At 66.0% G+C, this 26,692-nt stretch carries 24 protein-coding genes; 14 read left to right on the plus strand and 10 right to left on the minus strand.

Annotation, left to right across the window (positions count from 1 at the left end; translation table 11 throughout):
- Positions 1 to 164: 164 nt before the first annotated feature.
- The 6 genes from E3U47_RS11230 to E3U47_RS11255 form a co-directional block, all read right to left on the minus strand.
- Positions 165 to 743 (minus strand): DJ-1/PfpI family protein, encoded by a 579-nt coding sequence (locus tag E3U47_RS11230; RefSeq protein WP_134691514.1) that lies wholly within the window; start codon positions 741 to 743, stop codon positions 165 to 167.
- 74 nt (positions 744 to 817) lie between these two features.
- The gene (locus tag E3U47_RS11235) at positions 818 to 1,975 is read right to left on the minus strand and encodes a phosphatidylserine/phosphatidylglycerophosphate/cardiolipin synthase family protein (RefSeq protein WP_134691515.1); all 1,158 of its coding nucleotides are present in this window, start codon (positions 1,973 to 1,975) and stop codon (positions 818 to 820) included.
- A 1-nt stretch (position 1,976) separates the two neighbouring features.
- Positions 1,977 to 2,570, minus strand: a complete 594-nt coding sequence (locus tag E3U47_RS11240; RefSeq protein WP_134691516.1) for a YceI family protein — start codon at positions 2,568 to 2,570, stop codon at positions 1,977 to 1,979.
- Positions 2,571 to 2,614: 44 nt separating this feature from the next.
- Positions 2,615 to 2,911, minus strand: coding sequence for an amidase (locus E3U47_RS11245; protein WP_134691517.1), 297 nt, complete (start codon positions 2,909 to 2,911; stop codon positions 2,615 to 2,617).
- On the minus strand, positions 2,908 to 3,984 hold the full coding sequence (locus E3U47_RS11250; RefSeq protein ID WP_134691518.1) for a serine hydrolase: 1,077 nt from the start codon (positions 3,982 to 3,984) through the stop codon (positions 2,908 to 2,910). Before E3U47_RS11250 ends, E3U47_RS11245 begins: the two co-directional genes overlap by 4 nt.
- Before the next feature lie 65 nt (positions 3,985 to 4,049).
- A complete protein-coding gene (locus E3U47_RS11255; RefSeq protein WP_134691519.1) occupies positions 4,050 to 4,937 on the minus strand; it encodes an acyl-CoA dehydrogenase in 888 nt (295 codons plus the stop codon).
- A gap of 136 nt (positions 4,938 to 5,073) precedes the next feature.
- Between E3U47_RS11255 and olsB the strand changes: the two genes are divergently transcribed.
- Positions 5,074 to 5,829: an L-ornithine N(alpha)-acyltransferase gene (gene olsB / locus E3U47_RS11260; protein WP_134691520.1), complete on the plus strand. Its 756-nt coding sequence runs from the start codon at positions 5,074 to 5,076 to the stop codon at positions 5,827 to 5,829.
- Entirely contained in the window at positions 5,829 to 6,611 is a 783-nt protein-coding gene (locus E3U47_RS11265; protein WP_134691521.1) for a lysophospholipid acyltransferase family protein, read from the plus strand. Before olsB ends, E3U47_RS11265 begins: the two co-directional genes overlap by 1 nt.
- A gap of 71 nt (positions 6,612 to 6,682) precedes the next feature.
- Here the strand turns inward: E3U47_RS11265 and E3U47_RS11270 are convergent, their stop codons facing one another.
- Positions 6,683 to 7,261, minus strand: a complete 579-nt coding sequence (locus E3U47_RS11270) for an ACP phosphodiesterase (protein WP_134691522.1) — start codon at positions 7,259 to 7,261, stop codon at positions 6,683 to 6,685.
- 152 nt (positions 7,262 to 7,413) lie between these two features.
- Between E3U47_RS11270 and E3U47_RS11275 the strand changes: the two genes are divergently transcribed.
- From E3U47_RS11275 to E3U47_RS11285, 3 genes are read left to right on the plus strand one after another with little or no spacing between them, the layout of a single operon-like run.
- Entirely contained in the window at positions 7,414 to 7,716 is a 303-nt protein-coding gene (locus E3U47_RS11275) for a helix-turn-helix transcriptional regulator (RefSeq protein WP_134691523.1), read from the plus strand.
- A gap of 12 nt (positions 7,717 to 7,728) precedes the next feature.
- Positions 7,729 to 8,898 (plus strand): MFS transporter, encoded by a 1,170-nt coding sequence (locus E3U47_RS11280; protein WP_134691524.1) that lies wholly within the window; start codon positions 7,729 to 7,731, stop codon positions 8,896 to 8,898.
- Positions 8,899 to 8,917: 19 nt separating this feature from the next.
- Positions 8,918 to 9,967 carry an alkene reductase gene (locus E3U47_RS11285; RefSeq protein ID WP_134691525.1) on the plus strand — a complete coding sequence of 350 codons (1,050 nt, stop codon included), beginning with the start codon at positions 8,918 to 8,920 and terminating at the stop codon, positions 9,965 to 9,967.
- A gap of 188 nt (positions 9,968 to 10,155) precedes the next feature.
- On the opposite strand, the gene E3U47_RS11290 is transcribed toward E3U47_RS11285, so the two are convergent.
- The 3 genes from E3U47_RS11290 to E3U47_RS11300 all read right to left on the minus strand — a co-directional run bounded on the left by E3U47_RS11290 (position 10,156) and on the right by E3U47_RS11300 (position 13,003).
- On the minus strand, positions 10,156 to 10,980 hold the full coding sequence (locus E3U47_RS11290) for an ATPase (protein WP_134691526.1): 825 nt from the start codon (positions 10,978 to 10,980) through the stop codon (positions 10,156 to 10,158).
- Positions 10,981 to 11,067: 87 nt separating this feature from the next.
- On the minus strand, positions 11,068 to 12,063 hold the full coding sequence (locus tag E3U47_RS11295) for an NAD(P)-dependent oxidoreductase (protein ID WP_134691527.1): 996 nt from the start codon (positions 12,061 to 12,063) through the stop codon (positions 11,068 to 11,070).
- A 49-nt stretch (positions 12,064 to 12,112) separates the two neighbouring features.
- Positions 12,113 to 13,003: a LysR family transcriptional regulator ArgP gene (locus tag E3U47_RS11300; protein ID WP_134691528.1), complete on the minus strand. Its 891-nt coding sequence runs from the start codon at positions 13,001 to 13,003 to the stop codon at positions 12,113 to 12,115.
- Positions 13,004 to 13,127: 124 nt separating this feature from the next.
- Here E3U47_RS11300 and E3U47_RS11305 point away from each other — a divergent pair, with 124 nt between their 5' ends.
- From E3U47_RS11305 to E3U47_RS11345, 9 genes are all read left to right on the plus strand, one after another.
- Positions 13,128 to 13,727 carry a LysE/ArgO family amino acid transporter gene (locus tag E3U47_RS11305; protein ID WP_134691529.1) on the plus strand — a complete coding sequence of 200 codons (600 nt, stop codon included), beginning with the start codon at positions 13,128 to 13,130 and terminating at the stop codon, positions 13,725 to 13,727.
- 224 nt (positions 13,728 to 13,951) lie between these two features.
- Complete coding sequence (locus E3U47_RS11310) at positions 13,952 to 14,548, plus strand: superoxide dismutase (protein WP_134691530.1); 597 nt, start codon at positions 13,952 to 13,954, stop codon at positions 14,546 to 14,548.
- Positions 14,549 to 14,815: 267 nt separating this feature from the next.
- Positions 14,816 to 16,867: a bifunctional diguanylate cyclase/phosphodiesterase gene (locus tag E3U47_RS11315; RefSeq protein ID WP_167659471.1), complete on the plus strand. Its 2,052-nt coding sequence runs from the start codon at positions 14,816 to 14,818 to the stop codon at positions 16,865 to 16,867.
- A 160-nt stretch (positions 16,868 to 17,027) separates the two neighbouring features.
- Positions 17,028 to 18,362, plus strand: a complete 1,335-nt coding sequence (locus tag E3U47_RS11320) for an imelysin family protein (RefSeq protein ID WP_134691532.1) — start codon at positions 17,028 to 17,030, stop codon at positions 18,360 to 18,362.
- Between the two features lie 312 nt (positions 18,363 to 18,674).
- Complete coding sequence (locus tag E3U47_RS11325; protein WP_134691533.1) at positions 18,675 to 20,096, plus strand: di-heme oxidoredictase family protein; 1,422 nt, start codon at positions 18,675 to 18,677, stop codon at positions 20,094 to 20,096.
- Between the two features lie 19 nt (positions 20,097 to 20,115).
- Positions 20,116 to 21,180 (plus strand): imelysin family protein, encoded by a 1,065-nt coding sequence (locus tag E3U47_RS11330; RefSeq protein WP_134691534.1) that lies wholly within the window; start codon positions 20,116 to 20,118, stop codon positions 21,178 to 21,180.
- A gap of 2 nt (positions 21,181 to 21,182) precedes the next feature.
- The gene (locus E3U47_RS11335) at positions 21,183 to 22,280 is read left to right on the plus strand and encodes a DUF1513 domain-containing protein (RefSeq protein ID WP_134691535.1); all 1,098 of its coding nucleotides are present in this window, start codon (positions 21,183 to 21,185) and stop codon (positions 22,278 to 22,280) included.
- Between the two features lie 293 nt (positions 22,281 to 22,573).
- The gene (locus E3U47_RS11340) at positions 22,574 to 23,716 is read left to right on the plus strand and encodes an efflux RND transporter periplasmic adaptor subunit (RefSeq protein ID WP_134691536.1); all 1,143 of its coding nucleotides are present in this window, start codon (positions 22,574 to 22,576) and stop codon (positions 23,714 to 23,716) included.
- Positions 23,717 to 23,729: 13 nt separating this feature from the next.
- Positions 23,730 to 26,692, plus strand: a 2,963-nt coding sequence (locus E3U47_RS11345; protein ID WP_134691537.1) for a multidrug efflux RND transporter permease subunit, incomplete at its 3' end; no start/stop codon positions are given.

Here is a 26,692-nt window from a genome sequence, read left to right on the forward strand (position 1 = left end):
GCCCTTGCCCCTGCGCGACAGGTATTTCTCCGTGACCGTAGTTGCAATGGCGGGCACCGGCTACGCCGGTGTTCGCGGCGGTGCGGCGGTCCGAAAAGCCCGCTCACACAGTGATCAGGCCAGCTTGAGCCATTTCAGCAAAACCGGTGCCCTGCGATGGAGGCCTACTGGATACGCGTCCCCAGCACCTTGAGAAACGCCGCCAGCCACGCCGGATGCGCAGGCCAGGCTGGCGCCGTCACCAGATTGCCATCGACATGCGCCTGGTCCACCGCGATATCCATGAAAATGCCACCGGCCAGGCGCACCTCCGGCGCACAGGCCGGGTAGGCGCTGCACTTGCGCCCTTCCAGCACCCCGGCCGCCGCCAGCAACTGCGCGCCGTGGCACACCGCGGCAATCGGCTTGCCGGCATGGTCGAAGGCCCGGATCAGCTCCAGCACCTTGTCATTTAGCCGCAGGTACTCCGGTGCCCGGCCACCAGGGATCAGCAGCGCGTCGTAGCTTTCGGCGCGCACCTGGACGAAGTCGTAGTTCAGGGCGAAGTTGTGCCCGCGCTTCTCGCTGTAGGTCTGCTCGCCCTCGAAATCGTGGATCGCCGTGCGCACCGTCTGCCCGGCGATCTTCTCCGGGCACACGGCATGGACGGTATGGCCGACCATGGCCAGGGCCTGGAACGGCACCATCACCTCGTAGTCCTCCACATAGTCGCCCACCAGCATGAGAATCTTCTTCGCCGTCATCGCATCCACTCCATCGGTTGTCTGGGAACAATTCCAGCACGATAGTCTGCTTTGCGTAACGGCGATATACGTCGCTAGTCGCGGCGGTCGAGCAGATTGGCCACCAGCCGGTCCAGCCAACCCCACAGGCGTTGCTGCACCCGGCGCCACAACGGCCTGGCGTGCCAGCGCGCCAGGTCGACTTCCAGGCTCTGGGCGAAGTCGCGCTCGAAGCTGGCCGCCACCGCGGCGGTCAGCGGCGGATCGAGGGCCTCGATGTTGGCCTCGAGGTTGAAGCGCAGGTTCCAGTGGTCGAAGTTGCACGAACCGACGCTGACCCAGTCGTCCACCAGCACCATTTTCAGATGCAGGAAACACGGCTGGTACTCGAAGATCCGCACCCCGGCGCGCAGCAGCCGCGGGTAGTAGCGATGCCCGGCATAGCGCACCGCCGGATGGTCGGTGCGCGGGCCGGTGAGCAGCAGGCGCACGTCGATGCCCTTCTGCGCGGCCCGACGTAGCGAGCGACGCACGCTGAAGGTGGGTAAAAAGTATGGCGTGGCCAGCCAGATGCGTCGCTGGCCACTGTTCAGCGCCCGCACCAGCGCATGCAGGATATCCTTGTGTTGGCGGGCGTCGGCATAGGCCACCCGGCCCATGCCCTGACCCTGGGCCGGAACCTGGGGCAGGCGCGGCAAGCCGAAGCCCTCCGGCGGACGCCAGGCAGTACGACGCTGGTTGGCGTGCCACTGGCGGTCGAACAGCAATTGCCAGTCGGTGACGATCGGCCCCTGCATGCGCACCATCACTTCATGCCACTCGCTGGTGTCCTGGTCGGGCGTCCAGAACTCATCGGTGACACCGGTGCCACCGACCACCGCCCAGCGTTCGTCCACCAGCAGCAGCTTGCGGTGGTCGCGGTACAGGTTGCGAAAACCTCGGCGCCAGCGCAGGCGGTTGTACCAGCGCAGGTACACACCGGCCGCCAGCAATCGCTCGCGCAGCACCGTGGGAAACGCCAGCGAGCCATAGTCGTCGAACAGGCAGCGCACCCGCACGCCACGCTGGGCCGCCTGCTCCAGGGCCTCGACCACCGCCTCGGCGCAGGCACCGCCCTCGACCAGGTACAGCTCCAGGTCGACCTGGAACTCGGCGCGCACGATCGCCAGGAGCATGCGCGGGAAAAATTCGGGGCCATCGATCAACAGTTCGAACTGGTTGCCATCCCGCCAGGGGAAGACCGGCCCCGGCATGTCAGCGAGCGGTGAAGATCAGTACCGCGCTCACCGGCACCGACGGGTTGATCGACTTGAGCCCGGCCAGCTTGCGCAGGTTTTCCAGGCCCGGCAGCAAGCCGAAATCCGCCGCGCGCAGGATCAGCGGCTCCAGGGTCACCACCTGGAAGCGCCGCTCGTCCAGGCGCGTGGCCAGCAGCAGGGTGTTGTAGCTGCGGGTCTGGCCATGCAGGGTCACGCTCACCGGCAGGCGCAGTTCCAGCTGGGCACCGTCGGCCAGGTCGTTGATCGGGTGCAGGTCGATCTGGGCCTGCACCTTGGCCTCGGGGAACTGCTCGAAGGCGAACAGGTTGTCGCGCATGCGCTCGTCACGCAGCGGAATGCCGCTACTGATCGAGTCCATCTCGATGCTTACCTCGGCCGCGCCCTTGCGGTCGACCTTGCCGTGCAGCACCAGGAAACGGCTGACCTCGGCGATATTGCCGTTCTTGCCGGTGACGAACGACAGCCGTGAGGATTCGCCGTCCAGGTGCCAGTTGGCCTGGGCGGGCAGGCCCACGGCCATGAACAGTGGAAGCAACAGGGTGGGCAACAGGCGAGACGGCTTGAACATGTGAAATCCTGTGAATCGAAGCCGTCAACCTTACCCCCACGGTTTCATGGCAGCAAGCGGCAGCCCTCCCGCGGGCCTTGCCAGGCGGCCTGGTTGCGCCGGCCAAGGCCCGCGGCGGTGACCAGGTGCCGGTCGCTGTCTTCCTCCAGCAGCCCAAGGGGCAGGTACTGCTTTACATAGCCCCGGCAGTAGGCTGCGTCGAAGCCCATGACGAATCGGCACGAGCAGTACTCCTTGGCCGAGTACGCCGAGAGGATGCCAGGAAAATCCGCCAGTGCCTGACGCTCATGCCAGGCCCAGGCCAGCAACGCCAGCAACGGCAACAGCAGCAACCGCCTCATGCGCCCTCCCCGGCCACGGTGGTCAGCACGCGCTTGAGCAGTTCGTTGTGGCTGAAGCTGGCGTCGCGGTCATCGGCATAGCGCACGATCACCAGTTTCTGCGCCGGCAACACGTACAACGCCTGGCCCCAGTGGCCGAGGGCAGCGAATGCATCGGCTGGGGCGTCCGGCCAGGGCCGCGGCTGGCCGGGCAAGGGCTGGTTCAGCCACCAATGGCCACCGGGGTTGGCCTCGCCGGGAGCAGGCTCGGCAGCCGCGAACAAGGTACGATTGAACGCCACCCAGTCCGCCGGCAGCAGTTGCCGATCGCCCCAGCGCCCGTCGCGCTGCATCAGCAGGCCGATGCGCGCCAGGTCTCGGGCACTCAGGTACAGGTACGAGGAGCCGACATAGGTGCCCGCGCCGTCGCGCTCCCAGACCGCGCTCTCGATGCCCAGCGGCGTGAACAGCGCCTGCCAGGGGTAGTCGCTGTAGTCCTGCGCATCGAGCATGCCACGCAGGGTCGCGGCCAACAGGTTGCTGTCGCCGCTGGAGTAGACAAAGCGCTGGCCAGGCGGGCTGTCGGCCGGCCTCGCGGCGGTGAAGGCCGCCATGTCATCGCGGCCCCGGGTGTAGAGCATGGCCACCACCGAGGACTTCAACGGCGCATATTCATAGTCTTCCTGCCAGGCCAGGCCGCTGGCCCAGTGCAGCAGGTCGGCCAGGCTCAGGTTGGGATGCCGCTGCAAGGCCGGGTAATAGCGCGCGGCGGGATCGTCCAGCCTGAAGCGCCCTTGGCCATGGGCCACGCCCAGGAGCGTGGCCAGCACGCTCTTGCTCACCGACCAGGTCAGGTGCGGGGTGTCGGCGCGGGTGGGCGCGGCGTAGCGTTCATGGAGGATGCGGCCATCGCGGATGACCAGCAAGGCATCGGTGCGAATGCCGCCGCGCTCGGCACCGCGCGAGGCAAAGGCATAAGCGTCGACGGCTCGCCAGTCAAGAGCGCTGTGGTCGACTGGCCATTGCGCGGTGGGCCAGTCTTCGGCCCAGGCCGGCGTGACGAGCATGATCAGGGCAAACCAGAGTGCCTTCATGGGACGCATCTGCCTGGGGCTGCCTGGCAGCCCGGATTCAAAGGTCCCCACAGTCTCTCAGGCTTTCATGACAATCCAGCGGCGGCCCAGGCCTTGGCCAGGCGCTGGTCGCGGGCGGCAGTGGCCAGGGCCAGCACGCCCTGGTCGCGTTGCCACAACTGCGCCCACTGCCCGGGGCCGTTGGCCAGGGCCTGGTCGATCTCGCCGCGCAGCCCCTGGAACTGGGCAAACAAGCCACCCAGCAGCAAGTGGCAGGCAACGCTGTCGGCGCATTGCCGGCTGCCCTCGGCACAGCCGGCCAGCAGCGCCACCAGGCGCAAGCGCAAGCCCTGCGGCCAGCCACATTCCTGGGCGACACCATGCAGCCAGGCGACCAGCGCGGCGAGCACATACAGGTCTTCGAGGGAGCGGAACGGCTTGACGTAGGCATCCCAGCCATCGCCGGCAAGCAGTTCGCAAGCGGCGCCCTGCAAAAGCAGGCGACCGTGCCCCACCTCGGGCATCAGCGGCAAGGTCGGCAAGGCTTCCAGGATCACGCCGGGCTCGCCCGGGTAGACCACCGCCAGTTGCAGCCGGGGCGACTCGCCCGGTTCTTCGTGGCGCGCCGCCACCAGCAACCACTCGGCCTCAAGGCCGGCCGTGACGAAGTCCTTGCTGCCGGTCAGGCGCAACCCATCGAGGCGGGTATGCATGTCCGCCGGGCGCACGCTGCGCCGTTCGGTCGCGCACAAGGCGCCAAGACTGGCCGGCGCGCTGGGCCAGAGCACCCGCAGCGCCGCCTGGTAGCCGAGCAGAAAGGCCAGGCCGGGGGTGGCCATGGCCCGGCCACCGAGCACTGCCAATTCGAACGGGGCCGCCGTGCCCAGGCGCGCCAGCAGCGCCGCGTAGGTTTCACCGAGGGTCGCCGCCAGCGGCACCCGCAGCGGGTCGTTGAGTCGTTGCAACCAGGCCATCGCAAGCTCCTTTTGAAAGGGGTGTCACGCAAGCATCACCAAAGATTCACGGGGGTGACACCACGCGTACCTAGGCTGACTTTGCACAACAAAGCCGACCGGCCGCAACCCTTTGGCTGGCTTATGGAGACTCGCAATGACTCGGATCGCTCGCTCTGGCGACAAAAGCACTGAACGCCGTCTGCAAGCCGAACGCCTGGTCGGCGCCGCGGCCCTGCAGGAAGCACAGGCCCTGCGCTTCAAGGTGTTCAGCGGCGAATTCAAGGCCAAGCTCAAGGGCGCCGAACACGGCCTGGACATGGACGACTATGACATCCACTGCCGCCACATCGGCGTGCGCGACCTGGGCACCGGCCAGTTGGTCGCCACCACCCGCCTGCTCGACCACCAGGCCGCCAGCAGCCTGGGGCGCTTCTACAGCGAAGAAGAGTTCGCCCTGCATGGCCTGTTGCAACTGCAAGGGCCGATCCTCGAACTGGGTCGCACCTGCGTCGACCCAGGCTACCGCAACGGCGGCACCATCGCCGTGCTCTGGGGCGAACTGGCCGAGGTGCTCAACGAAGGCCGCTACAGCTACCTGATGGGTTGCGCCAGCATCCCCATGCAAGACGGTGGCGTGCAAGCCCACGCGATCATGCAGCGCCTGCGCGAACGCTACCTGTGCACCGAGCACCTGCGCGCCGAGCCGAAGAACCCGCTGCCGAGCCTGGCCTTGCCGAACAACGTCATCGCCGAGATGCCGCCGCTGCTCAAGGCCTACATGCGCCTGGGCGCGAAGATCTGCGGCGAGCCATGCTGGGACCAGGACTTCCAGGTCGCCGACGTGTTCATCCTGCTCAAGCGCGACGACCTTTGCCCACGCTACGCCCGTCACTTCAAGGCGGCGGTCTGATGCCGGGCCTGCGGGCAAGCGCCCGCCTGCTGCGGTTGTGCCTGGTGTTGCTCCTGGGGCTGGCCATGGCCAGTATCATCGCCCTGGGCGAGCGCCTGGGCTTGAACGCCTCGCTCGAACGCCGCCAGCGCTGGACACGGATGTTCATGGGGCGCCTGGTCGCCGCCCTGCCCTTCGACATCCAGATCCAGGGCGGCCTGCCACGACAGCCGATGCTGTGGGTCTGCAACCATGTGTCATGGACCGATATTCCCCTGTTGGGCATGCTCACCCCGCTGTCGTTCCTGTCCAAGGCCGAGGTGCGCCAATGGCCAGTGGCTGGCTGGTTGGCCGAAAAGGCCGGCACCCTGTTCATCCGCCGTGGCGGTGGCGACGCCCAGCGCCTGCGCGAGCAGATCAGCGACCAGTTGCGCGAACAACGGCCGCTGCTGATCTTCCCTGAAGGCACCACCACCGACGGCCGTGCCTTGCGTACCTTCCATGGTCGCCTGCTGGCCGGGGCCATCGATCGGGGTACGCCACTGCAACCGGTGGCGATCCAGTACCTGCGCGAGGGCCAGCCGGACCCGCTGGCGCCGTTCATTGGCGAGGATGACCTGGTGTCACACCTGCTACGGCTGTTTGGCCAGGACCGCGGCGAAGTCGTCATCCACCTGCTGCCGCCCATCGGCAGCGAGGGAAAGGAGCGCGCGGCGCTGGCATTTCAGGCACAACAGGCGATTCAGCTGGCTTTGTTCGGATGCGAGGAGGTCGAGCCGCGTCGATTGGTGAGGGCGGCTTGAGGCAGAAGAGCACGCCTGGGCCGTGACAGGCGCTTGCTGGCCGAAGGGATCGCAGTCAGAGCCCCCAGCCTCTAGTCCTTTCTCCCCGCGGCGGCGAACGCCTGCAACTGCGGATAGAACTCGCGAAAATCCCCCAGCAACGGCTCATACAGGCGTTCCAGCTCCGGCATCACGCCAGCCATGCCCTCAGGGCGCGACAAGCGCCGGGCAATCCCGCCGAACACTTGCTCCAACGTGGCGAAATCCCCGTAGGCCCCTAGCCAGTCATCCTCGGCCATGAAGGGTGCGATGCGTGCCAGCCGTCCTGGCAACACCGGTTCGGCCAGCAGCACCTTGTAGAAAGCATCGGTGAACTGCGCCAGCGGTTGCTGCGCATAGTCGCTCCAGTGTCGCGCCAGACAATGGTCGAAGAACACATCCAGGACGATGCCGGCAAAACGCCGCCGCTCCTGCGGAAAACGCGCCAGCGCCGCCAGCACCACGGGATGGCTATCGGTGTAGCTGTCGATATGCCGATGCAAGCGGATCGCGGCTTCCAGCATGGGCGGGAAGCGCCCCTCGAGCGTGCCCTTGACGAAATCGCCATACAGGCTGCCAAGCAATTGCTGGGGCGCGGGGCCGCCCAGGTGCAGGTGTGCGAGGTAGTTCATGGCGCCAGTCTAGCACCGTGCCCTGCTTCGCCGGCAGGCGCCGATATAGCGTTTGATGCTCGGCTCAGGCCACTTTGGTCTTTGTATATCGTCAAATATCGATATATATTTCGCCCCATCGCGATATAGCGTTACATACCCCGAGCCCAGCCATGCCACTCGATCTCGACGAAATCATCAAAGCCCTGTCGCACCCCGTGCGGCGCGACATCCTCAGTTGGCTCAAGGACCCTGCGACGCAGTTCCCCGACCAGCAGCACAGCACCGAGCATGGTGTCTGCGCCGGACAGATCGACCGACGCTGCGGTCTTTCGCAATCGACCGTCTCCGCCCACCTGGCGACCCTACAACGCGCCGGCCTGATCAGCAGCCAGAAGATCGGCCAGTGGCACTTTTTCAAACGCAACGAGCAGACCATCCAGGCCTTCCTCGCGCAGCTGAGCCAAGCGCTCTGACAAGGACCCGCAATGCCCCTTTCGCTTCTGATCCTGGCGCTCAGCGCCTTCGCCATCGGCACCACCGAGTTCGTCATCATGGGCCTGCTGCCCGATGTCGCCGGTGACCTGGGCGTGACTATCCCCGGCGCCGGCTGGCTGGTGACCGGCTACGCCCTGGGCGTGGCCATCGGCGCGCCGTTCATGGCCCTGGCCACCGCCCGCCTGCCGCGCAAGGCCGCGCTGGTTGCGCTGATGGGCGTGTTCATCGTCGGCAACCTGCTGTGCGCGGTGGCCGCCGATTACAACCTGCTGATGTTCGCCCGGGTGGTCACCGCGCTGTGCCACGGCGCGTTCTTCGGCATCGGCTCGGTGGTGGCCGCCAGCCTGGTGCCGGCCAACCGCCGCGCCTCGGCGGTGGCCCTGATGTTCACCGGCCTGACCCTGGCCAACGTGCTCGGCGTGCCGCTGGGCACCGCCCTGGGCCAGGTCGCCGGCTGGCGCTCGACCTTCTGGGCGGTGACCGCCATCGGCGTGGTCGCGCTGCTCGGCCTGATCCGCTACCTGCCGCGTCAGCGCGAGGAGCACAGCGTCGACATGCGCGCCGAGCTGGCCGCGCTCAAAGGCATCGGTATCTGGCTGTCGCTGAGCATGACCGTGCTGTTCGCCGCCTCGATGTTCGCCCTGTTCACCTATGTCGCGCCGCTGCTGGGCGATGTCACCGGCGTTTCACCGCGTGGCGTGACCTGGACCCTGCTGCTGATCGGCCTGGGCCTGACCCTGGGCAACATCCTCGGCGGCAAGCTCGCCGACCGCCGCCTGGGCGCCACGCTGATGGGCGTGTTCGCCACCATGGCCATGGTGTCCACCGCCCTGAGCTGGACCAGCGTCGCCCTGGTGCCGGCCGAGATCACCCTGTTCCTCTGGGCCACCGCCGCCTTCGCCGCCGTGCCGGCGTTGCAGGTGAACGTGGTGACCTATGGCAAGGCCGCGCCTAACCTGGTCTCCACCCTCAACATCGGCGCCTTCAACCTGGGCAACGCCCTGGGCGCCTGGGTTGGCGGCAGCGTCATCGCTCATGGCTTCGGCCTGACCCGCGTGCCCCTGGCCGCCGCGGCACTAGCGGTGCTGGCGCTGATCGTCACCCTGATCACCTTCGGCCAGCGCGGTGGCGACGCCGAGCTGGCCACGGCCTCCCATTGATTTTCACGAGACCCTGCCCATGACTACGCTGTTCGACCCGATCACGCTGGGCGACCTGCAACTGCCCAATCGCATCATCATGGCCCCGTTGACCCGCTGCCGCGCCGATGAAGGCCGCGTGCCCAATGCGTTGATGGCCGAATACTACGTGCAACGCGCCAGTGCCGGGCTGATCCTCAGCGAGGCGACCGCGGTGACACCGATGGGGGTCGGCTACCCCGACACCCCAGGCATCTGGAACGACCAGCAGGTACGTGGCTGGCTCAACGTGACCAAGGCCATCCATGCCGGTGGTGGACGCATCTTCCTGCAACTGTGGCACGTCGGGCGGATTTCCCACCCGTCCTACCTCAACGGCGAAACACCGGTGGCGCCCAGCGCCATCCAGCCCAAGGGCCATGTCAGCCTGGTGCGCCCGCAGAGCGACTACCCGACACCACGGGCCCTGGAAACCGAGGAAATCACCGATATCGTCGAGGCCTACCGCAGCGCCGCCGAGAACGCCAAGGCCGCCGGCTTCGACGGCGTGGAAATCCATGGCGCCAACGGCTACCTGCTCGACCAGTTCCTGCAGAGCAGCACCAACCAGCGCAACGACCGCTACGGCGGCTCGCTGGAAAACCGCGCCCGCTTGCTGCTGGAAGTCACCGACGCGGCCATCGAGGTGTGGGGCCCTGGCCGCGTGGGCGTGCACCTGGCGCCTCGGGCCGACGCCCACGACATGGGCGACGCCGAGCGTGCCGAAACCTTCAGCTACGTGGCCCGGGAACTGGGCAAGCGCGGCATCGCCTTCATCTGTTCGCGGGAGAAGGAGGCCGACGACAGCATCGGCCCGTTGATCAAGGCGGCATTCGGCGGCCCGTACATCGTCAACGAGCGCTTCGACAAGGCCAGCGCCACTGCGGCCCTGGCCAGCGGCCGGGCCGATGCCGTGGCCTTTGGCATCCCGTTCATCGCCAACCCCGACCTGCCGGCGCGCCTGGCCGCCGACGCGCCGCTCAATGCGCCGCGCCCAGAGACGTTCTACGCCCAGGGCCCGGTGGGTTACATCGATTATCCGCGGCTGTGACAGCCACCGCCCGGTAGGCGTCAGCCTTGCTGGCGAACCAGGCGACTCGGTGGATGGCACCGGCAAGGCCGGTGTTCGCCGGCAAGGCCGGCTCCTACAACGCCCATGACCTGCCTCAACCCCGTAGGAGCCAGCCTTGCTGGCGAACCAGGCGTCTCGGTGTGGATGGCACCGGCCTCGGGGTCGGCTCAGGGCCGGGCGTTGATCTGCTGTTGCAGGTTCTGGATCTGGCTCTGCAAGGTGCTGATGTTGCGGGTGGTCTGGCCGCGGAAGGCATCGAACTCCTGCACCGAGGCACCGCCGGCCGCTGGCGCCGGGCGGTTGTCGACCTGGCTCTTGAGCACCAGCACATCCTGCTCCAGGCTGGCGATTGCCGCGCTCGGATTGCCCTGTTTCTTCAACGCCGCCACCTCGTTGCTCAGGCTCTTGAGCTGTCCATCCAGCTTGCCGCCGTCCACCTGCCCCGACTTCAGCGCCGTCAACTCGGCGTTCACCGCCTTGAGCTGAGCCTGCAACTGGCCCTGCAACTCGGTCACGGCTTTTTGTTGCTCACGGGTGTCGGCCAGCACCTGCTCCAGGCGCTTGCCCAGGTCGCCCGCCTGGCCTGCAACGCCCTGCTGCTGCTTGCCCTGCTCGGCCAACGAGGCCTGCAACTGGCGAATCTGCAGCTTCAACGCCTCGCTGCCGGTGCTGTTGCTCGACTCGCTGGCCTCGACCTTGCCGCTGATCGCCTGCAAACGCCCGGCGGCTTCTTCGCTGATGCGGGCGAAACTTTCCTGGGTGGCGATCAATTGCTGCTCCATCAGCGAAATCTGCTGGAAGCTCCACCAACCCAGCCCCGCCAGGGCAATGAACGCGGCGCCGAGCAACGCCCACAGCGGCCCATTACTGCGCGCACGCGCGGCCTTCTGGCGGCTGCGCGCCACATGGGCAGGCAACAGTTCGTCATCATCAGGGGTGCCGGCTCGCAGGGTGGGCACTTCGTCAAAATCGTCGTGGGCGTCATTGCGCATGGATGTAGTCAACCGCGGTAGTAGCAAAGAGGCATGAGTATAAACCGCCTGGGCGGCGCACTGATGACCATCATCCAGCCAACAGGTTCAGCGCTGGCCCGGCTGGGCCTGCCACCAGGCGCAGAATTCATCCAGCGCCGCCCACACCTCGACCTTGGGTCGGTAGTCCAGGTACTGGCGGGCGCGGCTGATATCGAGGGTGAAATCGCGGCTCATCACCTGCATCGCGGTACGGCTCAAGGTCGGCTGCGGGCGGCCGGGCCACAGCAGGCAGGCGGCCTCGTTCAGCGCCGCCAGGCTGTAGGCCAGGCCGTAGGAACGGTAGCGGGTAACCTGGGGCAACTGCATGCGACGCATCACGTAGTTGACCACGTCCCACAAGGGCAGCGGGTGACCGTTGCTGATGTTGTAGGCCTGGCCCAACGCCTGCTCCTCGGCGAACAGCGCGCTGAGCAAGGCCTCGTTGAGGTTGTGCACGCTGGTGAAGTCGACCTTGTTAAGGCCATTGCCAATGATCGCCACGCGATTCTTGCGCTGCATGTGCATCAGCCGCGGGAAAATGCTCGCATCCCCGGCACCGGTAACAAAGCGCGGGCGCAGCGCCAGAACTTCAAGACCAAACTCCTGGGCGCCGAACACCTTCTGCTCGGCCAGGTGCTTGGTCAGCGCGTAATGATCGTGGAAGCGCCGTGGCACCTGCTCCTCACGAATATCCAGTTGTCCACGGCCATTAAAGTAGATCGACGGCGACGACAGGTGCACCAGGCGCCGCACATGCTCCTTCAGGCAGCCCTCGACCACGTTCTCGGTAAGCACCACGTTGCCCTGGTGGAAGTCCTGGTAGCGCCCCCAGGTGCCCACGGCGCCCGCGCAATGCACCACCGCGTCGACGCCCTGGCACAGGCGCCGGGCCAACTCGGCATCGCCCAGATCGCCAGGGATGAACTGCGCCCCGCGCTTGACCAGGTGCTCCACCCCTTCCGCCCGCCGGCCGTTGACCCGCACCTCCAGGCCTTGCTCCAAGGCAAAGCGCGCAAAGCGCCCGCCGATGAAGCCGCTCGCGCCGGTGACCAGAATTCGCATGTAAGACTCCGCCTTGCCTGATATCGGATGCAACTGACGCACGCCGCGCCTACAACGGCACCAGCCAGTCCCGTGCCGAATGACGCAGGTGTTCGGTCAGTTGGGCGAGCAGTTGCCCGCCATTGCGCCAATGATGCCAGTACAACGGCACATCGATGGGAGTATCGCGGCAGATTTCCACCAGCTCGCCACGAGCCAGTTGCTCGGCCACCTGCCGTTCGGGCACCAGGCCCCAGCCCAGGCCGGCCTCGGTCATGCGCAAGAAGCCCTCGGAAGACGGACACAGGTGGTGCAGGAAGCCATCCTCGATACCCAGTGAGGCCAGGTAGCGGTGCTGCAGGAAGTCATCGGGGCCGAACACGATCGCCGGGGTCCGCGCCAGGCGCGCGACCTCGAAACCGTTGGGGAAATAGCGCGCCATGAACCCGGGGCTGGCCAGCGCCCGGTAGCGCATCGCCCCCAGCGCCAGGCTGCGCGCGCCGGCCACTGGCCGCTCGCTGCCGCACAGACAAGCCGCCACCTCGCCGGCGCGCATGCGCTTGAGGCCCACGTCCTGGTCCTCGACCACCAGGTCCAGCAGCAACTGCTGCTCGGCGCAAAAGGCCCCTACCGCCCCCGCCCACCAGGTCGCCAGGCTGTCGGCGTTAAGGGCCACGCGCAGGCGCTCGGGCATGCCCTCCTCGTCCAGTGCCGGCACCTGGCGCTGCAAGTCGCGCTCGAGCAGGCGCACCTGCTGCACATGGTTGAGCAACTGGCGGCCGACCTCGGTCGGGCTCGGCGGCGTCGCCCGCACCAGCACTGGTTGCCCGACCCGCGCCTCGAGCAGCTTGATGCGCTGGGAGATGGCCGATTGCGACAGCCCCAGCACCTGGGCCGCACGCTCGAAGCCGGCTTGTTCGATCACCGCGGCGAGGGCGGCAAGCAACTTGTAGTCGAACATCGATTTCTCTAATGACAGATCAGCTCTATTTGTTTTTCTTATACCCGTGTACCCGCCACAATGGCCACATCTTTCTTGCAATCAGCGCCAGCACCAATGTTGGCGCCAGTGGGGTGTTCCTCTCATGTGGCAAAGCTATCTCAACGGCATGCTGGTAGCCTTCGGCCTGATCATGGCCATCGGTGCACAGAACGCTTTCGTCCTGGCCCAGAGCCTGCGCCGCGAGCATCACCTGCCGGTGGCGGCGCTGTGCGTCATTTGCGACGCACTGCTGGTAGCCGCCGGAGTGTTCGGCCTGGCCACGGTATTGGCGCACAATCCGACCTTGCTGGCGGTTGCCCGCTGGGGCGGCGCGCTGTTCCTCATCTGGTACGGCGCCAAGGCCCTGCGCAGCGCCTGTTCGAAACAGAGCCTGCAACACCAGGAAGGCCAGGGCCAACGCTCGCGGCGCGCAGTGCTGCTCAGCGCCCTGGCGGTGACCCTGCTCAATCCTCACGTATACCTGGACACCGTGCTGCTGATCGGCTCGCTCGGTGCCCAGCAGAGCGTGCCTGGGGCTTATGTGGCAGGGGCGGCCAGCGCCTCGTTGGTGTGGTTCTCGACCCTGGCCATCGGCGCCGCCTGGCTGGCGCCGTGGCTGGCCCGCCCAGCGACCTGGCGGCTGCTGGACCTGATGGTGGCCGTGATGATGTTCGCGGTGGCGGCGCAGTTGATTTTCAACTGAAGCTGACGATTCCACGCCTGACCAGACACCACCAGGCCCGCCTGTCGCCCCCGGCGAACCGCTCTGGAACCTCTATTCCCTATAGATGTTGCGTGGTTAAGCGCCAAGGCCGGTGCTATGATCCAGCCCTTGCGTCGCAAAGAGTACAAACTCGCCGACGCTCATGGGCCGCCCGTGATCGGCCTTGCGCAAACCGCAAACAGACCTGAATCAGGAGATCCACCATGGCTTTTGAATTGCCGCCGCTGCCTTACGCCCACGATGCCCTGCAGCCGCACATCTCCAAGGAAACCCTGGAGTTCCACCACGACAAGCACCACAACACCTATGTCGTGAACCTGAACAACCTGGTCCCAGGCACCGAATTCGAAGGCAAGACCCTGGAAGAGATCGTCAAGACCTCTTCGGGCGGCATCTTCAACAACGCCGCTCAAGTCTGGAACCACACCTTCTACTGGAACTGCCTGGCGCCAAACGCCGGCGGCCAACCGACCGGTGCCCTGGCCGAGGCCATCAACGCCGCCTTCGGTTCCTTCGACAAGTTCAAGGAAGAGTTCACCAAGGTTTCCGTCGGCACCTTCGGCTCCGGCTGGGGCTGGCTGGTGAAGAAGGCCGACGGTTCCCTGGCCCTGGCCAGCACCATCGGCGCGGGCAACCCGCTGACCAGCGGCGACACCCCGCTGCTGACCTGCGACGTCTGGGAACACGCCTACTACATCGACTACCGCAACCTGCGTCCGAAGTACGTCGAGGCGTTCTGGAACCTGGTCAACTGGAAGTTCGTTGCCGAGCAGTTCGAAGGCAAGACCTTCAAGGCCTGAGTATTTCAGTGCTGCACCAAAAACCCGGCCTTGCGCCGGGTTTTTTTATGCCGGAGCCGACACCTGCCGAGCGATTTGTCCGCCCGGGGCCTCGCCCCTCTTGCTCAGCCGGCATAGCGCGCTAACATCAACTTCTGGAAAGTTGACGCAGCGCACTCAAGTCGCATGACCGCCCAACCGATACAGAGCCAAGGGCACATCGGTCGATAGTCTGTCGCCATGGTTGATGGCAAAATAATGGCATGCGCATGGATTAAGGAAACCCCATTGAAGCTGGAATTTCGCAACAGCTTGTCGGTCAAGTTGCTCAGGGTGGTGTTGCTCTCGGCGTTGGCTGTCGGCGTCGTGCTCAGCTGTGCGCAGATCGTCTATGACGCCTACAAGACCCGCCAGTCGGTGAACAACGACGCCCAGCGCATCCTCGACATGTTCCGCGACCCCTCGACCCAGGCGGTGTACAGCCTCGACCGGGAAATGGGCATGCAAGTGATGGAAGGCCTGTTCCAGGACGACGCCGTGCGCATGGCCTCCATCGGCCACCCCAACGAAACCATGCTGGCGGAAAAGTCCCGGCCGCTGCAGGACATGTCCATGCGCTGGCTGACCGACCTGATCCTCGGCCAGGAACGCACCTACACCACGCAACTGGTCGGTCGCGGCCCCTACAGCGAATATTACGGCGACCTGAGCATCACCCTCGACACTTCCAGCTACGGCGAAGGGTTCCTGATCAACGCGGTGATCATCTTCATCTCCGGAGTGCTGCGCGCACTGGCCATGGGCCTGGTGCTGTACCTGGTCTACCACTGGCTGCTGACCAAGCCGCTGTCGAAGATCATCGAGCACCTCACCCAGATCAACCCCGATCGCCCCAGCCAGCACCAGATCCCGCAGCTCAAGGGCCACGAACGCAACGAGCTGGGCATCTGGGTCAACACCGCCAACCAACTGCTGGCCTCCATCGAGCGCAACACCCACCTGCGCCATGAAGCCGAGAACAGCCTGCAGCGCATGGCCCAATACGACTTCCTCACCGGCCTGCCCAACCGCCAGCAACTGCAGCAGCAACTGGACAAGATCCTGGTCGACGGCGGTCGCCTGCAACGCCGGGTCGCCGTGCTGTGCGTGGGCCTGGACGACTTCAAGGGCATCAACGAGCAGTTCAGCTACCAGGTCGGCGACCAACTGCTGCTGGCCCTGGCCGACCGCCTGCGCGCCCACAGCGGCCGCCTCGGCGCCCTGGCGCGCCTGGGCGGCGACCAGTTCGCCCTGGTCCAGGCCAACATCGAGCAACCCTACGAGGCCGCCGAACTGGCCCAGAGCATTCTCGACGACCTCGAGGCGCCGTTCGACCTCGACCAGCAGCAGATCCGCCTGCGCGCCACCATCGGCATTACCTTGTTCCCCGAGGACGGCGACAGCACCGAGAAACTGCTGCAAAAGGCCGAGCAGACCATGACCCTGGCCAAAGCCCGCTCACGCAACCGCTACCAGTTCTACATTGCCAGTGTCGACAGCGAGATGCGCCGACGCCGCGAGCTGGAAAAGGACCTGCGCGAAGCCCTGCCACGCAACCAGCTGTACCTGGTGTACCAGCCGCAGATCAGCTACCGCGACCACCGTGTGGTCGGCGTCGAGGCCCTGCTGCGCTGGCAGCACCCAGAGCTGGGCATGGTCCCGCCCGACCAGTTCATTCCCCTGGCCGAGCAGAACGGCAGCATCATCAGTATCGGCGAATGGGTGCTCGACCAGGCCTGCCGGCAACTGCGCGAGTGGCACGACCTGGGCTTCGGCGAGCTGCGCATGGCGGTCAACCTGTCCACCGTGCAGCTGCACCACAACGAGCTGCCACGGGTGGTCAACAACCTGCTGCAGGCCTACCGCCTGCCGCCGCGCAGCCTGGAGCTGGAAGTCACCGAGACCGGCCTGATGGAAGACATCAGCACCGCCGCCCAGCACCTGCTCAGCCTGCGCCGCTCCGGCGCGCTGATCGCCATCGACGACTTCGGCACCGGCTACTCCTCGCTCAGCTACCTGAAGTCGCTGCCGCTGGACAAGATCAAGATCGACAAGAGCTTCGTCCAGGACCTGCTCGACGACGATGACGACGCCACCATCGTTCGTGCCATCATCCAACTGGGCAAGAGCCTGGGCATGCAGGTGATCGCCGAGGGCGTGGAAACCGCCGAGCAGGAAAGCTACATCATTGCCCAGGGTTGTCACGAAGGTCAGGGCTACCACTACAGCAAGCCGCTGTCGGCCCGCGAGCTGACCCACTTCCTCAAGCAGGCGCAACGCGACCAGGTGTCCGCGCTGTAACGCCCGGCTGGCCTTGGCGCTAACGGACGAACGGGCGTTTGCATGAAATGCGCGCCCGACCCTTTACAGCAAATGCAAATCTTTCGCATGATGTCACGGTTTCGCGTGCCACGGCGCACGGCCCACCCTTGGTCCCACCACACGACGCAGGAAACCAACAATGATTCGAATGCCTCTGGCCTCCGCCAGTCTGCTGGCCATCGCCATCGCCCTCGCCGGTTGCGGCGAAGGCAAGGATGACAAGGCCGCCGCGCCGCAAGCCCAGGCACCTGCCGCCGCCAGCACCAGCGCAACGCCAGGCGCGGTCGACGAAGCCGCCGCCAAGGCGGTGGTCAAGCATTACGCCGAAATGGTCCATGCCGTGTACAGCGACTCGCTGAGCACCGCCAAGCAGCTGCAAAGCGCAGTCGAAGCCTTCCTCGCCAAGCCCGACGACCAGACCCTCAAGGCCGCCAAGGACGCCTGGGCCGCCGCCCGTGTGCCTTACCTGCAAAGCGAAGTGTTCCGCTTCGGCAACACCATCATCGACGACTGGGAAGGCCAGGTGAACGCCTGGCCCCTGGACGAAGGCCTGATCGACTACGTCGACAAGAGCTACGAGCACGCCCTGGGCAACCCGGCGGCCAACGCCAACATCATCGCCAACACCGAGATCCAGGTTGGCGAAGACAAGATCGACGTCAAGGACATCACCCCCGAGAAGCTGGCCACCCTCAACGAGCTGGGCGGTTCCGAGGCCAACGTCGCCACCGGCTATCACGCCATCGAATTCCTGCTTTGGGGCCAGGACCTCAACGGCACCGGCCCAGGCGCGGGCAACCGCCCGGCCTCGGACTATCTCGAAGGCAAGGGTGCCACCGGCGGGCATAACGACCGTCGCCGCGCGTACCTGAAGGCCGTGACCGACCTGCTGGTCAAGGACCTCGAGGAAATGGTCGGCAACTGGGCGCCGAACGTCGCCGACAACTACCGCGCCACCCTGGAGAACGAGCCAGGCAACGACGGCCTGCGCAAGATGCTGTTCGGCATGGGCAGCCTGTCGCTGGGCGAACTGGCCGGCGAGCGCATGAAGGTCTCGCTGGAAGCCAACTCGCCGGAAGACGAGCATGACTGCTTCAGCGACAACACCCACTACTCGCACTTCTACGACGCCAAGGGCATCCGCAATGTCTACCTGGGCGAGTACACCCGCGTCGACGGCAGCAAGCTGAGCGGCCCAAGCCTGTCGTCGCTGGTAGCCAAGGCCGACCCGGCCACCGACGCCACCCTCAAGGCCGACCTGGAGGCCACCGAGGCCAAGATCCAGGTAATCGTCGACCACGCCCTCAAGGGCGAGCACTACGACCAACTGATCGCCGCCGACAACGCCGCCGGCAACCAGATCGTGCGTGACGCCATCGCCTCGCTGGTCAAGCAGACCGGCGCGATCGAGCAAGCAGCGGGCAAGCTGGGGATCAGCAACCTGAACCCGGATAACGCCGATCACGAGTTCTGATCAGCGCCAGCGGTTCAACAGAGGCGGCCTTCGGGCCGCCTTTTTCATTTCCAGCACCACCATCGCCGCCTGTAGGAGCGGCCTTGTGTCGCGAAAGGGCTGCAAAGCAGCCCCAGGCTCTGTGCATCAACGCGAATAACCCGGGGCCGCGCTGCGGCCCTTTCGCGACACAAGGCCGCTCCTACAGGTACCGTGCTCGCCGATAGGCCAACTGACATTGATTTCATCCAGCAATTGCAAATTGCTCTTATTCAAACACCCCCGGCCTGATAAGCTTGCACGCCGGTTTTTCGCCCATGCCCAGGATCCTCGATGTCCGTGCTCCGCCTAAGCCCCCTGCTGCTGGCCCTCGCCCTCGCCGCCTGTGACGACGCCCCGCGTTTCACCCAGGCCGAGCCCGGCGAAGCCCTCGCCGGCGGCAAGGCAACCGTGCAGCGCAGTGACCGCAACGCCTACTCGCTGCCCTCGGCCAACCTCAGCCCCGAGCGACGCCTGGACTTCGCGGTGGGCAACAGCTTCTTCCGCAACCCCTGGGTCATCGCCCCGTCCACCACCACCGCCCGCGACGGCCTTGGCCCACTGTTCAACACCAACGCCTGCCAGAACTGCCACGTGCGCGACGGCCGCGGCCACCCGCCCGAGCCAGGTGACAGCAACGCGGTGTCGATGCTGGTGCGCCTGTCGATCCCCGACCAGCCGTACTACGCCCGCGAAATCGAGCGCCTGGGCGTGGTCCCCGAGCCAGTCTACGGCACGCAGTTGCAGGACATGGCCATTCCCGGCGTAGCGCCGGAGGGCAAGGTGCGGGTGAGCTACGACCTGCACACCGTCACCTTCAAGGATGGTCATGCGGTCGAACTGCGCCGCCCGAGCCTGCAGATCAGCCAGCTTGGCTACGGCCCGCTGCATCCGGACACGCGCTTCTCGGCGCGGGTCGCCCCGCCGATGATCGGCCTTGGCCTGCTCGAGGCGATCGCCGAGGCCGACCTGCTCGCCAACGAAGACCCGGACGATCGCAACCGCGACGGCATTCGCGGGCGCGCCAACCGGGTATGGGACGATGCCCAGGGCAAGACCGTGGTCGGACGCTTCGGCTGGAAAGCCGGGCAGCCCAACGTCAACCAGCAGAATGTGCACGCCTTCGCCGGCGACATGGGCCTGACCACCGGCCTGCTGCCAAAGGACGACTGCACCCCGGCGCAGGTCGCCTGTCTGGCCGCGCCCAGCGGCGATGGCCAAGGCGGCGAGAAGGAGGTCAGCGATAACATCCTGCGCCTGGTCACCTTCTACACCCGCAACCTCGGCGTCCCGGCCCGCCGCGACGTCGGCGCACCCCAGGTGCTGGCCGGTAAGAACCTGTTCTTCCAGGCGGGCTGCCAGGCCTGCCATACCCCGCGGTTCACCACCGCCGCCGACGCCGCCGAACCGGAGCTGGCCGGGCAGGTGATCCGCCCCTACAGCGACTTGCTGCTGCATGACATGGGCCCGGGCCTGAGCGACGAACGCACCGAATTTGCCGCCAACGGCCAGGACTGGCGCACCCCACCGCTGTGGGGCATCGGCCTGAGCCAGACGGTCAGCGGCCACAGCCAGTTCCTGCATGACGGCCGCGCCCGCAACCTCCTCGAAGCCGTGCTCTGGCACGGCGGCGAAGCCCAGGCGGCGCGCGACCATGTACTGACGTTCAATGCCGAGCAGCGCGCCGCGTTGCTGGCCTTTTTGAATTCACTTTAAAACGCACAAGGAGCCGGGCATGTTCCGACCCAAACTGTTGTTCACCAGCCTCGCCGCCCTCGCCCTCGGCGCCTGCTCGCCGCAGGACCCGCAAGCGCTGACCTCGGCCGCTATCGCCAAGCAGGTGATCCTGCCGACCTACAGCCGCTGGGTCGAAGCCGACCGCATGTTGGCCGCCAGCGCCCTGGCCTACTGCGAAGGCAAGGAGAACCTGGAAAAAGCCCGCGCCGACTTCCTCAACGCGCAAAAGGCCTGGGCCGAACTGCAACCGCTGCTGGTCGGCCCGCTGGCCGAAGGCAACCGCGCCTGGCAGGTGCAGTTCTGGCCAGACAAGAAGAACCTGGTGGGCCGCCAGGTCGAGCAACTGGTCGCTGCCGACAAACCAGTGGACGCCGAGTCGCTGGGCAAGGCCAGCGTCGTGGTGCGCGGCCTGTCGGCTTACGAATACATCCTGTTCGACAGCAAGCCGGACATCGCCACGGCCGAGCAGAAGGCCCGCTACTGCCCGCTGCTGGTGGCCATCGGCGAACATCAGAAGGCCTTGGCCGAAGAAATCCTCAAGGGCTGGAACAGCACCGACGGCATGCTCTCGCAGATGACCAAGTTCCCCAACCAGCGCTATGCCGACTCCCACGAGGCCATCGCCGACCTGCTGCGCGCCCAGGTCACCGCCCTGGACACCCTGAAGAAAAAGCTCGGCGCGCCAATGGGCCGCCTGAGCAAGGGCATCGCGCAGCCGCTGCAGGCCGAAGCCTGGCGCAGCCATTCTTCGATCAAGAGCCTGGAAGCCTCGCTCAAGGCCGCCCAGACCGTATGGGTCGGGGTCGACAACCAGGGCCTGCGCGGCCTGCTGGGCAGGGATCAGGCGCCACTGGCGCAGAAGATCGACGACGCCTACGCCAATGCCCTCAAGCTGCTGGGCGACAACCAGAAGACCCTGGGCGAACTGCTGGCCGACGACGCTGGCAAGCAAACCCTCAACCAGATCTACGATGCCCTCAACGTCGTCCACCGCCTGCACGAAGGCGAGCTGGCCAAGGCGCTGAACATCCAGCTGGGCTTCAATGCCAACGACGGTGACTGATCATGCTGCGACGCCAGGCCCTGAAACTCGGTAGCGTATTGCTCAGCGCCCTGACCTTGGGCGGCTGGAGCCTGTTTCGCAACAAAGGCAGCGAACCCTTGCTGCTCTCGGCGCGCGACGACGGCGACGGCAGGCATTATGCCGTCGGGTTCCGCCTGGACGGCACCCAGGTGTTCAGCACCCAGGTGACCCAGCGTTGCCACGCGATCATCAACCACCCTTCGCTGCCCATCGCCCTGTTCGTCGCCCGTCGGCCCGGTACCGAAAGCTACCTGGTCGACCTGCGTGACGGGCGCCTGCTGCAGACCGTCGCCTCGCAGCCACACCGGCATTTTTATGGCCATGCGGTGATCCACCAGGATGGCGAGTGGCTGTATGCCACCGAGAACGACACCCGCGACCCTGGGCGCGGCGTGCTCGGTGTCTACCGCTTCGAAGGCGAACGCCTGGTGCACAGTGGCGAGATCCCGACCCACGGCATCGGTCCCCACGAAGTGGCGTGGCTGCCGGACGGCGAGACCTTGGTAGTGGCCAACGGCGGCATCCGCACCGAGGCCGAGAGCCGGGTCGAGATGAACCTCGATGCCATGGAGCCGAGCCTGGTGCTGATGCAGCGCGATGGCACCCTGCTGAGCAAGGAGACCCTGGCCCAGCAGATGAACAGCGTGCGCCACCTGGCGGTGGGCAGCGACGGCACCATCGCCGCCTGCCAGCAGTTCATGGGCAGCGCGCACGAGACCGCCGAGCTGCTGGCGATCAAGCGCCCGGGCGAGCCGTTCAAGGCCTTCCCGGTGCCCGAGCGGCAATTGCAGGCGATGGCCCAGTACACCGCCAGCGTGGCTATCCACAGCGACCTGCGCCTGGTGGCGCTGACCGCCCCGCGAGCCAACCGCCTGTTCATCTGGGACCTGGACAGCGGCGCGGTCAAGCTAGACGCGCCGATGCCCGACTGCGCCGGGGTCGGGGCGGTGAAGGATGGCTTTGTGGTGACCTCCGGGCAAGGCCGCTGCCGCTTCTACGATTGCCGCCAGGCTGAGTTGATCGGCCAGCCGATGAACCTGCCGTCCGGGTTCTGGGACAATCACCTGCACCTGGCCTGATGTCGCGAGCAAGCCCTGTGCTCCTCCTGTAGGAGCCAGCCTTGCTGGCGAACCAGGCGACGCGGTGCCTGGCACCGGCTGCGCCGGTGTTCGCGGCTGAAGCTGCTCCCACAGGGATCGCGCCAGGGCGAGACAGTTGTTCCCTCACAGACCCACCCTGGCCTCGCAATTCGGCCCTCGCCGGCTTGTTCCTCCCCTTTTCGCAAAAAACGACAATACTTTCCCCACCGCACGTGGGTCGCATCGCCCGTGGTCGTGCCCGCTGCCTAACCTCGCATCCAGGGAACCGGACCATGTTGCGCCGCCGCATGCTGATCATGTTGGCCGTCGTCCTGCTGATGGTATTGATCCTGGGAGGCATCAAGGCCTTTTCCATCTACCAGCAGGTGCAGATGTTTTCCCAACCCAAGCCGCCGGTCAGTGTCGCCGCGGCCCAGGCCGAGCTGCGCCAGTGGCAGGAGCGCCTACCGGCGGTCGGCAGCCTCAAGGCCTACCAGGGTGTAGAGCTGAGCCTGGAAGTGGCCGGCACGGTCAAGTCGCTGCATTTCCAATCCGGCCAGCAGGTCAAGGCCGGGCAACTGCTGCTGCAACTGGACAGCGATCAGGAAACCGCCCTGCTCGGCACCGCCCAGGCCGATCTGGGCCTGGCCAAGGTCGACTTCGGCCGCGGCAGCCAGCTGGTCGGCGACTCGGCCATCTCCCGCGGTGAATTCGACCGCCTCACCGCCCAGTACCGGCGCAACCAGGCGGTAGTCGACCAGCTCAAGGCCTCGCTGGCGAAAAAGAGCATCAGTGCCCCGTTCAGTGGCACCATCGGCATCCGCCAGGTGGATGTCGGTGCCTACCTGGCCAGCGGCACGGTGATCGCCACCCTGCAGGACCTGTCCAGCCTCTACGTCGACTTCAACGTGCCCGAACAGGCCCTGCCCCAGCTGAACCTGGGCCAGCGGGTGCTGGCCCAGGTGGCCGCCTACCCCGGCCAGACCTTCCCCGCCAGCCTCAGTGCGATCAACCCCAAGGTCGACGAGAACACCCGCAACCTGCTGCTCCGCGCCACCCTGGCCAACCCCGACGGCAAGCTGCTGCCGGGCATGTTCGCCAGCCTCCAGGTGCTGTTGCCCGACCCGCAACCGCAAGTGGTGGTGCCCGAGAACGCCATCACCTACACCCTGTATGGCAACTCGGTGTACCGGGTCAGCCAGAAGCACAACGAGGACGGCCAGGCGCAGCACGATGCCGAGGGTCAGCCCAGCCTGATTGTCGAGCAACGCACCGTGCAGACCGGCGAGCGCCGCGAGGGCTGGGTGGTGATACTCAAGGGCCTGCAGGCCGGCGACCAGGTGGTGACCGCCGGCCAGCTCAAGCTCAGCCCAGGCGCGGCGATCCGCATCAGCGCCGACCAGGCCCTCAAGCCCGCCGCGCCGGGCGCAAACTGAACGGGAGGCTGGCATGGCGTTCACCGACCCGTTCATCCGCCGCCCGGTACTGGCCAGCGTGGTCAGCCTGCTGATCCTGCTGCTGGGGCTGCAAGCCTGGAGCAAGCTGCAGATCCGCCAGTACCCGCAAATGGAAAACGCCCTGATCACGGTGACCACCGCCTACCCCGGGGCCAACGCCGAGACCATCCAGGGCTATATCACCCAACCCCTGCAACAAAGCCTGGCCAGCGCCGACGGCATCGACTACATGACGTCGGTGAGCCGGCAGAACTTCTCGATCATCTCGGTCTACGCACGCATCGGCGCCGACAGCGACCGCCTGTTCACCCAGTTGCTGGCCAAGGCCAACGAGGTGCGCAACAAGCTGCCCCAGGACTCCGAAGACCCGGTGCTGAGCAAGGAGGCAGCCGACGCCTCGGCACTGATGTACCTGAGTTTCTACAGCCAGCAGATGAGCAATCCGCAGATCACCGATTACCTGTCGCGGGTGATCCAGCCCAAGCTGGCCACCTTGCCGGGCATGGCCGAGGCCGAGATCCTCGGCAACCAGGTGTTCGCCATGCGCATCTGGATCGACCCGGTGAAGCTGGCCGGCTTCGGCCTGTCGGCGGTGGATGTGACCAATGCCGTGCGCCGCTACAACTTCCTAGCCGCTGCCGGCGAGGTGAAGGGCGAGTACGTGGTCACCAGCATCAACGCCACCACCGAGCTCAAGTCCGCCGAGGCCTTCGCCGCCCTGCCGCTCAAGACCGCCGGCGACACCCGGGTGCTGCTCGGCGATGTGGCGCGGGTGGAGATGGGCGCGGAGAACTACGACACGGTCAGTTCCTTCGACGGCACGCCGTCGGTGTACATCGGTATCAAGGCCACCCCGGCGGCCAACCCGCTGGAGGTGATCAAGCAAGTGCGCCGGCTCATGCCACAGCTGGAGCAAGAGCTGCCGTCCAACCTCAAGGTGTCGATCGCCTACGACGCCACGCTGTTCATCCAGGCCTCCATCGACGAGGTGATCAAGACCCTCGGCGAGGCGGTGCTGATCGTCATCGTCGTGGTGTTCCTGTTTCTCGGCGCGCTGCGCTCGGTGCTGATCCCGGTGGTGACCATCCCGCTGTCGATGATCGGCGTGCTGTTCTTCATGCAGATGATGGGCTACTCGCTGAACCTGCTGACGCTGCTGGCCATGGTCCTGGCCATCGGCCTGGTGGTGGACGACGCCATCGTCGTGGTGGAGAACATCCACCGTCATATCGAGGAAGGCAAGACACCGCGCCAAGCCGCCTTGGAAGGCGCCCGCGAGATTGCGGTGCCGGTGGTGTCGATGACCATCACCTTGGCGGCGGTGTACGCGCCGATCGGCTTTCTCACCGGGCTGACCGGCGCGCTGTTCAAGGAGTTCGCCCTGACCCTGGCCGGTGCGGTAGTGATCTCCGGCGTGGTGGCCCTGACCTTGTCGCCGATGATGTGCGCCCTGTTGCTACGCCACGAACAGAACCCCAGCGGCCTGGCCCACCGCCTGGACCTGATCTTCGATAGCCTGAAGGTGCGCTACCAACGCCTGTTGCACGGCACCCTGGACAGCCGCCCGGTGGTGCTGGTGTTCGCCGTGCTGATTTTGTGCCTGATCCCGGTGCTGCTGATGTTCACCCGCAACGAACTGGCCCCGGACGAGGACCAGGGGGTGATCTTCATGATGAGCAGCTCGCCGCAGACCGCCAACCTGGACTACCTCAACGCCTACACTGACCAGTTCACCCCACTGTTCAAGCGCTTCCCCGAGTACTATTCGTCGTTCCAGATCAACGGCTTCAATGGCGTGCAAAGCGGTATCGGCGGGTTTCTGCTCAAGCCGTGGAACGAGCGCGAACGTACGCAGATGCAGCTGCTGCCGCTGGTGCAGGCACAGCTTGAGCAGATTGGCGGCCTGCAGATCTTTGGTTTCAACCTGCCATCGCTGCCCGGCACCGGCGAGGGCCTGCCGTTCCAGTTCGTGATCAACACCGCCGGCGACTATCCGGCCCTGCTGGATGTGGCCCAGCGGGTCAAGGAGCGTGCCCAGGCCTCGGGCAAGTTCGCTTTCCTCGATATCGACCTGGCCTTCGACAAGCCTGAGGTGGTGGTCGACATCGACCGGGCCAAGGCCGCGCAGATGGGCGTATCGATGGACACCCTGGGCGGCACCCTGGCCACGCTGCTGGGCGAGGGCGAGATCAACCGCTTCACCCTCGAAGGCCGCAGCTACAAGGTGATTGCCCAGGTCGAGCGGCCTTATCGCGCCAGCCCTGGTTGGCTGAACAACTACTACGTGAAGAACGACCAGGGTCAGCTACTACCGCTGTCGACCCTGATCAGCCTCAGCGACCGCGCCCGGCCGCGTCAGCTCAACCAGTTCCAGCAGCTCAACTCGGCGATTATCCAGGGGGTGCCGATGGTCAGCATCGGCGAGGCACTGGAGACCGTGCGCGCCATTACCCGCGAGGAAGCGCCGGAGGGCTTTTCGGTGGACTATGCCGGGGCGGCGCGGCAGTTCGTCCAGGAAGGCAGCGCGCTGTGGGTGACCTTTGGCTTGGCGCTGGCAATCATCTTCCTGGTGCTGGCGGCGCAATTCGAGAGTTTCCGTGATCCGCTGGTGATTCTGGTGACCGTGCCGCTGTCCATCTGCGGGGCGCTGCTGCCGTTGTTCCTGGGGGTGTCGAGCATGAATATCTATACCCAGGTGGGGTTGGTGACCTTGATCGGGCTGATCACCAAGCATGGGATTCTCATTGTCGAATTTGCCAACCAGCTGCGTGAGGAGCAGGGGCTTGGGGTGCGGGAGGCGATCGAGGAAGCGGCGGCGATTCGTTTGCGGCCGGTGCTGATGACCACGGCGGCCATGGTATTTGGCATGGTGCCCCTGATTCTGGCGACGGGGGCGGGGGCGGTGAGTCGGTTCGATATCGGGACGGTGATTGCTACCGGGATGTCGATTGGGAC

The organism is Pseudomonas sp. RIT623 (genome assembly GCF_004519305.1).
Classification (GTDB): domain Bacteria; phylum Pseudomonadota; class Gammaproteobacteria; order Pseudomonadales; family Pseudomonadaceae; genus Aquipseudomonas.